At 62.1% G+C, this 12289-nt stretch carries 11 protein-coding genes; 9 read left to right on the top strand and 2 right to left on the bottom strand.

Features of this window, described 5'->3' with window-relative positions:
* Window positions 1-22 precede the first annotated feature (22 nt).
* Window positions 23-808: a ThuA domain-containing protein gene (locus tag A3AY_RS0116705; RefSeq protein WP_018326803.1), complete on the top strand. Its 786-nt coding sequence runs from the start codon at window positions 23-25 to the stop codon at window positions 806-808.
* Window positions 808-1860 carry a Gfo/Idh/MocA family protein gene (locus A3AY_RS0116710; RefSeq protein ID WP_018326804.1) on the top strand — a complete coding sequence of 351 codons (1053 nt, stop codon included), beginning with the start codon at window positions 808-810 and terminating at the stop codon, window positions 1858-1860. The genes A3AY_RS0116705 and A3AY_RS0116710 overlap by 1 nt, the downstream gene beginning before the upstream one ends.
* Window positions 1861-1862: 2 nt before the next feature.
* On the opposite strand, the gene A3AY_RS0116715 is transcribed toward A3AY_RS0116710, so the two are convergent.
* The gene (locus tag A3AY_RS0116715) at window positions 1863-2882 is read right to left on the bottom strand and encodes a LacI family DNA-binding transcriptional regulator (protein WP_018326805.1); all 1020 of its coding nucleotides are present in this window, start codon (window positions 2880-2882) and stop codon (window positions 1863-1865) included.
* A gap of 103 nt (window positions 2883-2985) precedes the next feature.
* On the bottom strand, window positions 2986-4026 hold the full coding sequence (locus A3AY_RS0116720; protein ID WP_040668895.1) for an Lnb N-terminal periplasmic domain-containing protein: 1041 nt from the start codon (window positions 4024-4026) through the stop codon (window positions 2986-2988).
* 338 nt (window positions 4027-4364) lie between these two features.
* Between A3AY_RS0116720 and A3AY_RS0116725 the strand changes: the two genes are divergently transcribed.
* From A3AY_RS0116725 to A3AY_RS0116755, 7 genes are all read left to right on the top strand, one after another.
* Window positions 4365-5420, top strand: coding sequence for a dipeptidase (locus A3AY_RS0116725; protein ID WP_018326807.1), 1056 nt, complete (start codon window positions 4365-4367; stop codon window positions 5418-5420).
* A gap of 47 nt (window positions 5421-5467) precedes the next feature.
* Complete coding sequence (locus A3AY_RS0116730) at window positions 5468-7111, top strand: ABC transporter substrate-binding protein (RefSeq protein ID WP_018326808.1); 1644 nt, start codon at window positions 5468-5470, stop codon at window positions 7109-7111.
* A 14-nt stretch (window positions 7112-7125) separates the two neighbouring features.
* The gene (locus A3AY_RS0116735; RefSeq protein ID WP_018326809.1) at window positions 7126-8193 is read left to right on the top strand and encodes an ABC transporter permease; all 1068 of its coding nucleotides are present in this window, start codon (window positions 7126-7128) and stop codon (window positions 8191-8193) included.
* Window positions 8190-9122, top strand: a complete 933-nt coding sequence (locus tag A3AY_RS0116740) for an ABC transporter permease (RefSeq protein ID WP_026203527.1) — start codon at window positions 8190-8192, stop codon at window positions 9120-9122. Before A3AY_RS0116735 ends, A3AY_RS0116740 begins: the two co-directional genes overlap by 4 nt.
* On the top strand, window positions 9119-9952 hold the full coding sequence (locus tag A3AY_RS0116745) for an ABC transporter ATP-binding protein (protein WP_018326811.1): 834 nt from the start codon (window positions 9119-9121) through the stop codon (window positions 9950-9952). The genes A3AY_RS0116740 and A3AY_RS0116745 overlap by 4 nt, the downstream gene beginning before the upstream one ends.
* Entirely contained in the window at window positions 9949-10710 is a 762-nt protein-coding gene (locus tag A3AY_RS0116750; protein WP_018326812.1) for an ABC transporter ATP-binding protein, read from the top strand. Before A3AY_RS0116745 ends, A3AY_RS0116750 begins: the two co-directional genes overlap by 4 nt.
* 116 nt (window positions 10711-10826) lie before the next feature.
* Entirely contained in the window at window positions 10827-12263 is a 1437-nt protein-coding gene (locus A3AY_RS0116755; protein WP_018326813.1) for an FAD-binding oxidoreductase, read from the top strand.
* Window positions 12264-12289: the final 26 nt, after the last annotated feature.

Below are 12289 nucleotides of genomic sequence, written 5' to 3' on the forward strand. Positions count from 1 at the left end.
GAGACGAGGAAGAGGAGTGGCTATGACCATCAAGGCTGTCGTGTGGGGAGAGAACATCCACGAACAGACGAACGCGGTCGTGCGGGAGATTTACCCGAACGGCATGCACAACACGATCGCCGCGGCGCTCAATACCGATGTTGGCATCGAGGCGACGACAGCGACGCTGCAGGAGCCGGAACACGGGCTGAGCGCCGAGCGGCTGGCCAAAACCGACGTACTGCTCTGGTGGGGCCACAAGGATCATGGCGCGGTCTCCGACGAGATCGTCGAGCGTGTCGCCAGGCGCGTCTGGGAAGGCATGGGGCTGATCGTCCTGCATTCCGGCCATTTCTCCAAGCCGTTCAAGCGGCTGATGGGCACGCCCTGCGCGCTGAAATGGCGCGAGGCGGGCGAGCGCGAGCGGGTTTGGGTGATCAACCCGCGCCACCCGATCGCCGCGGGACTGGACGAGAACTTCGTGCTGGAGAACGAGGAAATGTACGGCGAGCAGTTCTCCGTGCCGGAACCGCTGGAGACCGTGTTCATCTCCTGGTTCGCTGGCGGCGAGGTGTTCCGTTCCGGGCTGACCTGGCGGCGCGGCGCTGGCAATATCTTCTATTTCCGCCCCGGCCACGAGACCTATCCGACCTATCACGACGCCAATGTCCACAAGGTGCTGCGCAATTCTGTGCGGTGGGCCTACAACCCTCAAGGCACTTACAGCGCCATCCATGAGGCCCCGAACGTGCCGGTCGAGCAGGCGCTGGAGCCGATCGTCGAACGCGGGCCGAAGCTGCACCAGGCCGGCGAACAGGGGTACAAGTGATGAAGCCGGTCCGTCTTCTCATTCTCGGCACCGGCGGCATGGCCAACACCCATGCGATGAACTTCGCGACCATCAAGGGTGTGCAACTCGTTGCGGCGGTCGATGTCGATCTCGTCCGGGTGCAGGCCTTCGCGTTGCGCCATGCGATCCCCAATACCTTCACCTCGCTCGAGGAGGCAATCGCTTGGGGTCAGTTCGATGCGGTGGCCAACGTCACGCCCGACAATGTCCACTACCCGACGACGCTGAAGCTTTTGGCGGCGGGCAAACATGTCTTCTGCGAGAAGCCCTTGGCGGAAAACCATGCCAAGGCCGAGGAGATGGCAACGGTAGCCGACAAGTCCGGACTGGTGACAATGGTCAACCTGACCTACCGCAACGTCGCCCAGGTCCAGAAAGCGCGCCGGATGGTGCTTGCCGGGGAGATCGGCAACGTGCGCCATATCGAAGCCTCCTATCTGCAGAGCTGGCTGGTCTCCAAGGCCTGGGGTGACTGGTCGACGGAATCGCAGTGGCTCTGGCGGCTGTCGACCAGGCACGGTTCGAACGGCGTGCTTGGTGATGTCGGCATCCATATTCTCGATTTCGCCGGCTACGGCGCAGCGAGCGACATCGACCACATCTTCGCGCGGCTGAAGACCTTCGACAAGGCACCCGGCAACCGCATCGGCGAATACGACCTCGACGCCAATGACAGCTTCACCATGACCGCCGAATTTTCCAATGGCGCCATCGGCGTCATCCATGCCAGCCGCTGGGCAACCGGGCATCTCAACGAGTTGCGGCTGCGCATGCATGGCGACAAGGGAGCGATCGAGGTCATCGACACGCCGGATGGATCCACCCTGCGCGCCTGCCTCGGCAAGAATGTCGAGAAGGGCATTTGGCAGGAGGTCGACGCCGGAACCGTGCTCACCAACTACCAGCGCTTCATCAATGCGATCGCGGCCGGCAAAACCGACGAACCAGGCTTCCGCCACGCCGCGGAGCTGCAGAAGGTGCTCGATCTTGCGATGGTGACGGAGAAGGAGCGCCGCGAACTGGCGGTGTAAATTCAGCTCGTCTTTGCCGCAGCCGTCGAGTTGCGGATGACCAGTTCCACCGGCCAGACCTCGCGCAGGGTCTCGGCCGGTGTTCCCTGGAGCAGCTCCAGCACCATCTCGCCGATCCGTGCGCCCGCTGCACGGATCGAGGACCGCGTGGTCGACAGCGTCGGTACGAGGTGGTCGGGGCTGATATAGGGAAAGACGTCGTCATGGGCGATGAGGGATATGTCTTCGCCGACCTTCATGCCGGCGATCCTGATGGCGCGCATCGCGCCCAGAGCCGACATCATGGAACCGGCGACAACCGCCGTCGGCTTCCGGTCAAGTTTCAGGAAGCCCTGCATCAGCCGGAACCCCATCTCGTCGGTGAATTCGCTGTTGCCCGTCAAGGCGGGGTCGATGGCGATACCGCGCTCGCTGAGCGCAGTGTGATAGCCCTCTTGTCGGTGCTCGGCAAAAATCCGGCCGCGATAGCCGTTGAGAAGCGCGATGCGGCGATGGCCGATATCGATGAGATGTCTGGTCGCCTGACGCACGGCACCGAAATTGTCGATGTCCAGCCAGCCGAAATTGCCGGCATAATTGGTGCGACCATGCACGATGAAAGGCAGGCGCAGCGAGTTGAGCAAGGCAATGCGCGGATCGTCCAGGAAGGGCGAATGCAGGATGACGGCATCGACACGCTTGCTGGCGGCGAGCCGCCGATAGGTGGTCAGTTCCGCTTCCTGGGAGTCGACGGTGGAGACCAGGATGTCGATCTCTTCCTGCTGCAACCGCCCGCCGAGCCCGCCCATGAATTCGCTCGTATGCGGCCCGAACTCGCCGCCGCCCTTCAGCACGATGCCAATTGCCCCGACCCGGCCGGTGGCGAGACCGAGGGCGCTGGTGTTCGGCCGGTAGCCATATTCAAGCGCTGCCTTGAGCACGCGTTCCCGGGTCGCCTGCTTGACCTCGGGGTAACCGCTCAGCGCACGGCTGACCGTCGTCTGCGAAAGTTCAAGCCTGCTTGCGAACTCCTTGAGGTTCATGCGTGATTTCCTGTTATCTGCTGCCTTGCGCTGATAGTCACCGACTTCGCCGGGCCCTCGAAATCGGTCAACATCAGCGCAGATTGTATTACTCTATGCCGCTTCATGGCCGCCTCAAAGGGACAATGCCAGGAACGCCCTCGCGGATTCGCCAGGAGAAGTCCGCAGCCCGATCCACCGCTTGCGCTTTGGCGCTGATCTTACCGCCCTCGCGCAACTGTTCGAGCGTGTAGCCCGGCATGAAGCCGTTGACCTCGATTATGTAGGCGGGCAGGTAACCTGAAAACAGCAGCCGGTAATCCAGCGGCAGGCCTGCAACGATGCGGCTCACCATGGCAAAGACGATGGTGGTGCAGTTGGCCGTTATCGTGTTGTAGAAGCGCGGGGTTTCAGTGAGTTTGTTGGCTTCATCGACATAGGCCATGAACAGCGAGCGCATCGCCGGCTTGGCCATGTTGATCCGGTAGAGATAGACATCCTCCTTGCGGATGTTCGTACGGACCCGGATGATGTCGCGTTCATCGGCCGCGACAACACTCGTCTCGAATTCCTTGAAGAAGCCGCCGATTTCCGAGAAGCTTTCGTGCTGCTCCTTGCGGATCTCCACCGAGAAGGTGACAAAACTGCCATCCTCGAAGCCGAATGAAATCAGCGTGTGGGCAATCGCGGGGCCCGACCAGTAGGATAAAAACAGGTCGACAGAGGCGACCTTGTCCAGATCGTAGGACCGGTTTTCCCAGCGCACCGTGTAGTCGGTCGATGTCCGCCAGTCGAAGTTACGCACATTTGCGAGGGTCACTTCCGGACCGTTGACCACACCGGTCGTCATCTGTGCGACCTCGTGGGCCCAGTCGCGGGTGTTGCTGGCCGGGATGGACTGCCACCAGAAGAGCAGCGCGGCAATCAGCACCGGATAGATCAGCGCGGCAAGCCGCGAGCGCCAGCGAAGATGCGCGCTCAGCACCGCCAGCGAGACAACGACCCAAAGGACCGCGGCTGTGAGCCTGATGGGCGCGGGGCCGGGGGCCTGGTAGAAGAGGGCGACTGCGCCCCAGGCAGCAAAGCCAAGAATGGCGAGGACCGATACGGCGCGCAGAATGGCACCAAGCAGGTGAAGGCGGGGACGTTCCTGCTGCTTAATCATCGTGCGCCAGTGATCGCGCGAGGCGCCGCCTCGATGTTGCGAAGCAGCAGATCGGCTGTCATCGTTGAAACCCCCGTGTGAACAGCAAGCCCATGCCAGATTTTCGAGCAGCATGACACCCTATTTTGAATTCTCCCTGTTTTTCGGATCTAAAAATTAGCTGTTTCTTGCATAGCGCAATCCGATTGCTGCAGCGTAAGTCTTTATTCCAAAAGCATTTTCAGAGCGCGGAATTTTATCGATGCCACGTTGTTATTCGCCGCGCGATTCACTAGCATCGGGTTCTTGACTAACTGGACAAAAATGGGCGTAAGCCCAGGCAGGACAGGAATTTTTGAATGCAGGCGGTTTTCGACGGGCACAATGATGTGCTGCTGCGGCTGTGGAGCAATGCGAAGAACGGCGCCGATCCGGTCCATGAATTCGTGAACGGGACGGGTGAGGGCCACATCGACGGACCGCGCGCCAAACGCGGCGGCCTCGCTGGCGGTCTGTCGGCAATCTATATCCCGTCCGCGCATCTGGTGCTGAAAACGCCGGACGCGAATGGCCATTACAATACGCCGCTGTCCGAACCTTTGCAGAGGCAGCCCTCCCTGGATATCGCGCTGGAGTTTGCCGCCATCGCCTTGCGGCTCGATCGCGCCGGCGCCTGGAAGCTCTGCCGCTCGGTGGCCGAGATCAGGGCTGCAATGGAAAAGGGGGTCTTCGCCGCCGTGCTTCACATGGAGGGCTGCGAGGCGATCGGCGCGGATCTCTCCGCACTCGAAATATTCTATGCCGCCGGATTGCGCTCGCTCGGTCCGGTCTGGAGCCGCCACAACATTTTCGGCCATGGCGTGCCCTTCGCCTTTCCGATGGGACCCGATACCGGACCTGGCCTTACCGATGCCGGCTTTGCTCTCGTGCGCGAATGCAACCGCCTCGGTATCCTGATCGATCTCGCCCACATCACCGAAAAGGGTTTCTGGGACGTGGCGAAAACCACGGACCAGCCGCTGATCGCCAGCCACTCGAACGCGCATTCGCTGACCACCGTCGCCCGCAACCTGACGGACCGGCAAATGGATGCGATCCGCGATAGCAAGGGATTGGCGGGGCTCAATTACGCGACGACGATGCTCCGTCCGGACGGGCAGGAGAATGCCAAGACGCCGCTGTCGGATATGGTCCGTCATGTCGACTATATGGTCGAGCGTATGGGCATCGATTGCGTGGCGCTTGGATCGGACTTTGACGGTGCGACCATTCCGCAGGAAATCGGCGATGCGGCGGGCAATCAGAGCCTGATTGCTGCCCTTCGGGCTGCCGGATATGGTGACGCCGAAATTACGAAATTGTGCCGGGAAAACTGGCTGCGCGTTTTAGCCCAAGCCTGGCACGAGGCTGCTTGAACCGAGAACAAAGCCCGAAACGGGCTCAATAAGAGGGAAACGGAACGATGATGCACTCACTGAACAAGCATGCCCGAATGCTGACTGCCGGTGCGGCCCTGTCGCTGCTGCTGATGGCGGGTGCGCCCGCTTTCGCCGAGACGCCGGCCGATACCCTAGTCCAGGGCTGGGCGATCGACGACATCATCACCATGGACCCGGGCGAAGCCTTCGAACTGTCGACCGCGGAAGTCACGGCCAACACCTACAGCTATCTTGTCCGGCTCGACCTCAACGACACCTCGAAGGTCGTGGGTGATCTCGCCGAAAGCTGGACGGTTTCGGATGACGGCCTGACCTATACGTTCAAGCTGAAGCCGGGCCTGAAATTTGCCTCCGGCAATCCGGTGACGGCCGAGGACGTCGCCTATTCCTTCGAGCGGGTCGTCAAGCTCGACAAGAGCCCCGCCTTCATCCTCACCCAGTTCGGTCTGACGGGCGACAACGTCACCGAAAAGGCAAAGGCAGCCGACGAAACCACCTTTGTCTTCACCGTCGACAAGGCCTACGCGCCGAGCTTCGTTTTGAACTGCCTCACTGCGACCGTTGGGTCGGTCGTCGACAAGAAGCTGGTTCTCGAACATGTGAAGGCCGTCACCCCATCCGAGGAATATAAATACGACAATGATTTCGGCAATGAATGGCTGAAGACCGGTTACGCCGGTTCCGGCGCCTTCAAGATGCGTGAGTGGCGCGCCAACGAAGTGGTGGTGATGGAGCGCAACGACAATTACTACGGCGAGAAGGCACCGCTCGCTCGCGTCATCTACCGTCACATGAAGGAAAGCTCCGGCCAGCGTCTGGCGCTGGAAGCCGGCGACATCGACGTCGCGCGCAATCTCGAGCCGGGTGATTTCGACGCCGTATCCAAGAATGGCGATTTGAAGACGACGAGCGCGCCAAAGGGTACCGTTTACTATTTCAGCCTCAACCAGAAGAACCAGAATCTCGCCAAGCCGGAAGTGGCTGAAGCCTTCAAATATCTGGTCGACTATGACGCGATCGGTTCGACCCTGATCAAGGGCATCGGCGAGATCCACCAGACCTTCCTGCCTAAGGGCGTTCTCGGCGAGCTCGATGAGAACCCCTACAAGCTCGATGTCGCCAAGGCCAAGGAATTGCTGGCCAAGGCCGGGCTTGCCGATGGCTTCTCGGTGACGATGGACGTGCGCAACACGCAGCCGATCACCGGCATTGCCGAATCCATCCAGCAGACGCTCGCCCAGGCCAACATCAAGATGGAAATCATTCCCGGTGATGGCAAGCAAACGCTGACCAAGTACCGCGCCCGCACGCATGACATCTATATCGGCCAGTGGGGGCAGGATTACTTTGATCCGAACTCGAATGCCGAGACCTTCACTGTCAATCCGGACAATTCCGACGAAGGCAAGGTAAAGACGCTCGCCTGGCGCAATGCCTGGGACGTCCCGAAGGAATGGACGGAACAGAGCAAGGCTGCGTTGCTCGAGAAGGATGCCGCCAAGCGCGCAGAGATGTACAAGGACCTTCAGAAGAAGGTGCTCGCAAACAGCCCGTTCGTGATCATCTTCCAGCAGACGGAGGTCGCCGGCTATCGCGGCAATCTGAAGGGCTTCAAGCTCGGACCTAGCTTCGACACCAACTACGTCTTCAACGTTTCCAAGGAATAGACCGGAGACGGCCGGTGACCCTTCCCGAAACGACACAACTGGCCGGGCGCAGGCGCGCCCGCGCCAATGGCTGGGCAGGAAATGCGCTGCGTTTCCTGGTCATCATCGTCACGACCTATCTCGGCTTGCTGGCCGTGACCTTCTTCATCGGCCGCGTCATCCCGATCGATCCCGTGCTCGCCATTCTCGGCGACCGGGCGCCGGCCCACGTCGTGGAGCGAACCCGTGAACTGCTGGGCTTCAACAAACCGCTCTATCAGCAATTCTACATCTATGTGCGCGATGCGCTGACCGGCAATTTCGGCACCTCCGTGCTGACCACCAATCCGGTGATGGCCGACATCCGCCGCGTCTTTCCCGCCACGCTGGAACTCGCGACGTTTGGCACCATTATCGGCAGTCTCATCGGAGTGCCGCTCGGCGTGCTGGCCGCCGTCAAGCGCGGCTCGATTGCAGACCAGATCGTCCGGGTCATCGGCCTCGTCGGTTATTCCGTGCCGATCTTCTGGTTGGCACTGCTTTCGCTGCTGTTGTTCTATGCGCGGCTGAAATGGGTCGCCTTTCCCGGCCGCATCGATATCGTCTATGAATACAGCTTCACGCCGGTCACCGGGCTCTATCTGATCGATTCGGCATGGCAGGGGCAGTGGGACGTGTTCCGTGACGTTTTCCGCCACATCATCCTGCCGGCAAGCCTGCTCGGCTATTTTTCGCTCGCCTATATCAGCCGCATGACACGCAGCTTCATGCTGAACGAACTGGCGCAGGAATATATCGTCGCCGCCCGCGCCAAGGGCCTTTCGGAAAGCCGCATCATCTGGGTGCACGCACTGCGCAACGCCGCCGTGCCGCTGGTGACCGTGATTGCGCTCTCCTATGCCGGCCTGCTCGAAGGCTCGGTATTGACGGAAACGGTTTTCGCCTGGCCGGGGCTTGGCCTCTACATCACCAATTCGCTGCAGAACGCCGACATGAATGCCGTGCTGGGCGGCACGATCGTCATCGGTTCGGTGTTCATCGCCATCAATATCTTGTCCGACCTTCTCTATCGGACGCTCGATCCGAGGACGCGCGCGCGATGAGCGAGATCAGCCATCCTGCCCCTATGAGCCGTCGTGAATGGCTGATGTCAGACCGGCCGCAATCGCGCCTGCAGGCGCGTCTCGGCCGAGCTTATATGACCTGGCGCCGGTTTTCAGCCAACAGGCTGGCGGTCGCGGGGCTCGGCATCATCCTGTTGCTCATTCTGGTTGCGGTCTTCGCCGATGCGCTGGCGCCGCATTCGCCCGTCATCGGCAATCTTGCCGGCGCACGGCTGCTGCCGCCGGGAAGCGAAGGCTATCTGCTCGGCACTGACGATCAGGGCAGGGACATCCTCTCCCGCCTGCTGCACGGATCGCGACTGACCCTGCTCGTCATCGTTCTTGTCGCGATCATCGCCGCTCCCATCGGCCTGCTGGTGGGTGCCGTCTCCGGCTATGCCGGCGGCTGGGTCGATGCGGTGTTGATGCGGATCACCGATATCTTCCTTGCCTTTCCCAAACTGGTTCTGGCGCTCGCCTTCGTTGCCGCCATGGGGCCGGGTATCCAGAACGCCATCATCGCGATCGCCATCACCTCCTGGCCGCCCTATGCCCGCATCGCCCGCGCCGAAACGCTGACGGTGCGCAATTCCGACTACATCGCCGCCGTGCGGCTGATGGGTGCCTCGCCGTTCCGCATCGTGCTGCGCCATGTCATGCCGATGTGCGTCTCCTCGCTGATCGTGCGTGTCACGCTCGACATGGCCGGCATCATCCTCACGGCCGCCGGCCTCGGCTTCCTCGGCCTCGGCGCGCAGCCGCCGCTGCCGGAATGGGGCGCGATGATCGCGGCAGGCCGACGCTTCATCCTCGACCAGTGGTGGGTCGCCACCATGCCCGGCATCGCCATCCTCGTCGTCAGCCTCGGCTTCAACCTTTTGGGCGACGGCCTGCGCGACGCGCTCGACCCGCGGGAGAGCGGCCAATGAAGCCGATGCTGACCGTTGATGATCTGCGCGTCTCGTTTCCAACCCGCACCGGGCTGATCGAAGCGGTGCGCGGTGTGTCCTTCACGCTCGGGAGGGAACGGCTCGGCATCGTCGGCGAAAGCGGATCGGGAAAATCGCAGACGGGCAGGGCGATCATGGGGCTGACCCCCGCGCATGCCCGCATATCGGCAAGCAAGCTCAACTTCGACGGCACCGACCTGTTGACTGCACCGGCGAAAGTCCGGCGCAGCCTTCGCGGAAGCCGTATCGCGATGATCCTGCAGGACCCGAAATATTCGCTGAACCCCGTGATGAGCATCGGCCGCCAGATCGTCGAGACGTTGCGCACGCATGAGAACGTCGGCAAGCGCGAGGCTCGTGACCGCGCCATCGCCATGCTCGAGGCGGTGCAGATCCGCGATGCGGGGCGGGTCTTCGACCTGCATCCGCACGAAGTCTCCGGCGGCATGGGACAGCGGGCCATGATCGCCATGATGCTGATCGCCGGTCCCGAACTGCTGATCGCCGACGAGCCGACCTCGGCGCTTGACGTGACGGTTCAGCTTGACGTGCTTCGCATCCTCGACAAGCTCGTTGCCGAACGTGGCATGGGCCTGATCTTCATCTCCCACGATCTGCGGCTCGTCTCTTCCTTCTGCGACCGGGTCATCGTCATGTATGCCGGCAGGATCGTCGAGGAGATCGCGGCGGGAGATCTGGCGAATGCCAAGCATCCCTATACACAGGGCCTGCTCAACTGCATGCCCACGCTCGGTACCGACCGGCATCCCCTGCCGGTGCTTGACCGCAAACCGGAGTGGGCGGCATGAGGGCGGCGATCGCAGCGGAAAACCTGACCGTCTCCTACGACGACTTTCTGGCGCTCGACGATGTCAGCATCGACGTGGCATCCGGCGAATCCTTCGGGCTGGTCGGCGAATCCGGCTCGGGAAAATCGACGCTGTTGCGCGCCATTGCGGGACTTGCGCCGATTGCCGGCGGCAGGATCATGCTCGACGGCAAGACCCTTGATGCGCGCCATCGCGACAAGGCCTTCTATCGCCGGGTGCAGATGGTCTTTCAGGATCCCTACGGCTCGTTGCACCCTCGCCAGACCGTCGATCGCCTGCTGCAGGAACCGCTTGCCATTCACGGGGTAGGGGACGCCGAACGCCGCATCCTGCGCGCGCTCGATGAAGTCGGCCTCGGTTCGTCCTTTCGGTTCCGCTATTCGCATCAGCTCTCCGGCGGCCAGCGCCAACGCATTGCCATTGCCCGTGCGCTGATCATCGAGCCTGAGATCATGCTGCTCGACGAGCCGACCTCGGCGCTCGATGCCTCGGTGCAGGCCGAAGTCCTCAACCTCCTGGAACAGGTCCGGCGCGACCGGAAGCTCACCTATATCATGGTCAGTCACGATCTCGGCGTCGTCACCCACATGTGCGAACGCCTGGCGGTGATGAAATCGGGCAAAGTTGTCGAGCGGCTATCGTCCGGCGATCTCGTGGCAGGGCGGATCAGCGAGGCCTACACGAAGAACCTGATGGTCGCCAGCAAGGGGTTCGTGCGGAAGGCGGCCTTGGCCTGAGGTCTGGCGCGGTCGCGCGGTCACTCGGCATCGGCGGAACCGCGCCTTGTGCTGTGTATTGGAAAGGCGCAATATTCGCGGGCTGGGGCGTGGTTCACCGTGGGAGGAGCGAATCCATGAACGATATGAGCCTCATGAATCTGCAGGCAGGAAAGACATGGATTGGTGCTGAGGCCATCGAGGCGCTTGCCGGGCGGCTGCGCGGCCGGGTGCTGGACGCCAGCGATGCCGCCTATGAGGAGGCGCGGACAATCTGGAATGCAATGGTCGACCGTCGGCCGGCCCTGATTGTCCAATGCGCCGGGGCAGCCGACGTGATCAATGCCGTGCGATTTGCAAGCGACAACAAGCTGCTCGTTTCGGTGCGCGGCGGCGGGCACAACATTGCCGGCAACGCGGTCTGCGACGGTGGCTTGATGATCGACCTGTCGCCGATGAAATCGGTGCGTGTCGATATCACCGCCAAGCGAGCCTGGGTCGAACCGGGCGCGACGCTCGCCGATGTCGACAAGGAAACCCAGTCGTTCGGGCTGGCGGTGCCGACCGGCATCAACTCGACCACCGGCATTGCCGGGCTGACGCTCGGCGGTGGCTTCGGCTGGATCACGCGCAAATTCGGTCTGACGATCGACAACCTCGTTTCCGCGGATGTCGTGACGGCGAACGGCGAATTGGTGCGGGCAAGCCAGACGCAAAACAGCGATCTGTTCTGGGCGCTTCGGGGCGGCGGCGGCAATTTCGGCATCGTCACGGCCTTCGAGTTTCAGCTTCACGACCTCGGTCCGCAGGTCCTTTCCGGCCTCGTCGTGCATCCCATCGCCGATGCGCGGGCCGTTCTTGAGCAGTATCGACAGGCGCTGGAAACGGCGCCGGACGAGCTGACCTGCTGGGTGGTGATGCGGCAGGCGCCGCCACTGCCGTTCCTGCCGCAGGAGTGGCATGGCAAGGAGGTCCTGGTTCTCGCCATGTGCTGGTGTGGCGATCTTGATGCCGGCGAGAAGGCGACGCAACGCTTGCGTTCGATCGGCAAGCCGATCGCCGATGTCGTCGGTCCCCATCCGTTTGCCGGCTGGCAGCAGGCCTTCGATCCGCTGCTGACGCCTGGCGCGCGCAACTACTGGAAAAGCCACGACTTCATCGCGCTTTCGGACCCTGCGATCGAGGTCCTGCTCGATGCGATCGCCAAGCTGCCCGGACCGGAATGCGAGGTCTTCATCGCTCACGTCGGCGGTGCCGCCGGTCGCATTGCTGCCGGCGCGACAGCCTTTCCGCAGCGGAATTCGCATTTCGTCATGAATGTTCATGCGCGCTGGCGTGAGGCCGCAAAGGATCAGGCCTGCATCGGCTGGGCGCGCCAGCTTTTCGAGGCGGCAAAGCCTCATTCGGCGGGAACCGCCTATATCAACTTCATGCCGGAAGACGAGACCGACCGCGTCGAGGCGGCCTATGGCGACAACTACAAGCGGCTGGCGCAGATCAAGCAGCAGTACGATCCTCAGAACCTGTTCCGCATGAACCAGAATGTCAGGCCGGTTGGCGGCCGGACCGTGTGAACCGGCACAGCGGCCTGCCTGCCGGG

The organism is Rhizobium giardinii bv. giardinii H152, from assembly GCF_000379605.1.
GTDB classification, from domain to species: domain Bacteria; phylum Pseudomonadota; class Alphaproteobacteria; order Rhizobiales; family Rhizobiaceae; genus Pararhizobium; species Pararhizobium giardinii.

Bases quoted from the DNA above. Each gene is read 5' to 3' on its own strand.
- A3AY_RS0116715 (WP_018326805.1), bottom strand. From the start codon at position 2,882: ATGAACCTCAAGGAGTTCGCAAGCAGGCTTGAACTTTCGCAGACGACG.
- A3AY_RS0116740 (WP_026203527.1), top strand. From the start codon at position 8,190: ATGAGCGAGATCAGCCATCCTGCCCCTATGAGCCGTCGTGAATGGCTG.
- A3AY_RS0116750 (WP_018326812.1), top strand. From the start codon at position 9,949: ATGAGGGCGGCGATCGCAGCGGAAAACCTGACCGTCTCCTACGACGAC.
- A3AY_RS0116705 (WP_018326803.1), top strand. From the start codon at position 23: ATGACCATCAAGGCTGTCGTGTGGGGAGAGAACATCCACGAACAGACG.
- A3AY_RS0116720 (WP_040668895.1), bottom strand. From the start codon at position 4,026: ATGATTAAGCAGCAGGAACGTCCCCGCCTTCACCTGCTTGGTGCCATT.
- A3AY_RS0116745 (WP_018326811.1), top strand. From the start codon at position 9,119: ATGAAGCCGATGCTGACCGTTGATGATCTGCGCGTCTCGTTTCCAACC.
- A3AY_RS0116755 (WP_018326813.1), top strand. From the start codon at position 10,827: ATGAACGATATGAGCCTCATGAATCTGCAGGCAGGAAAGACATGGATT.
- A3AY_RS0116730 (WP_018326808.1), top strand. From the start codon at position 5,468: ATGATGCACTCACTGAACAAGCATGCCCGAATGCTGACTGCCGGTGCG.
- A3AY_RS0116710 (WP_018326804.1), top strand. From the start codon at position 808: ATGAAGCCGGTCCGTCTTCTCATTCTCGGCACCGGCGGCATGGCCAAC.
- A3AY_RS0116725 (WP_018326807.1), top strand. From the start codon at position 4,365: ATGCAGGCGGTTTTCGACGGGCACAATGATGTGCTGCTGCGGCTGTGG.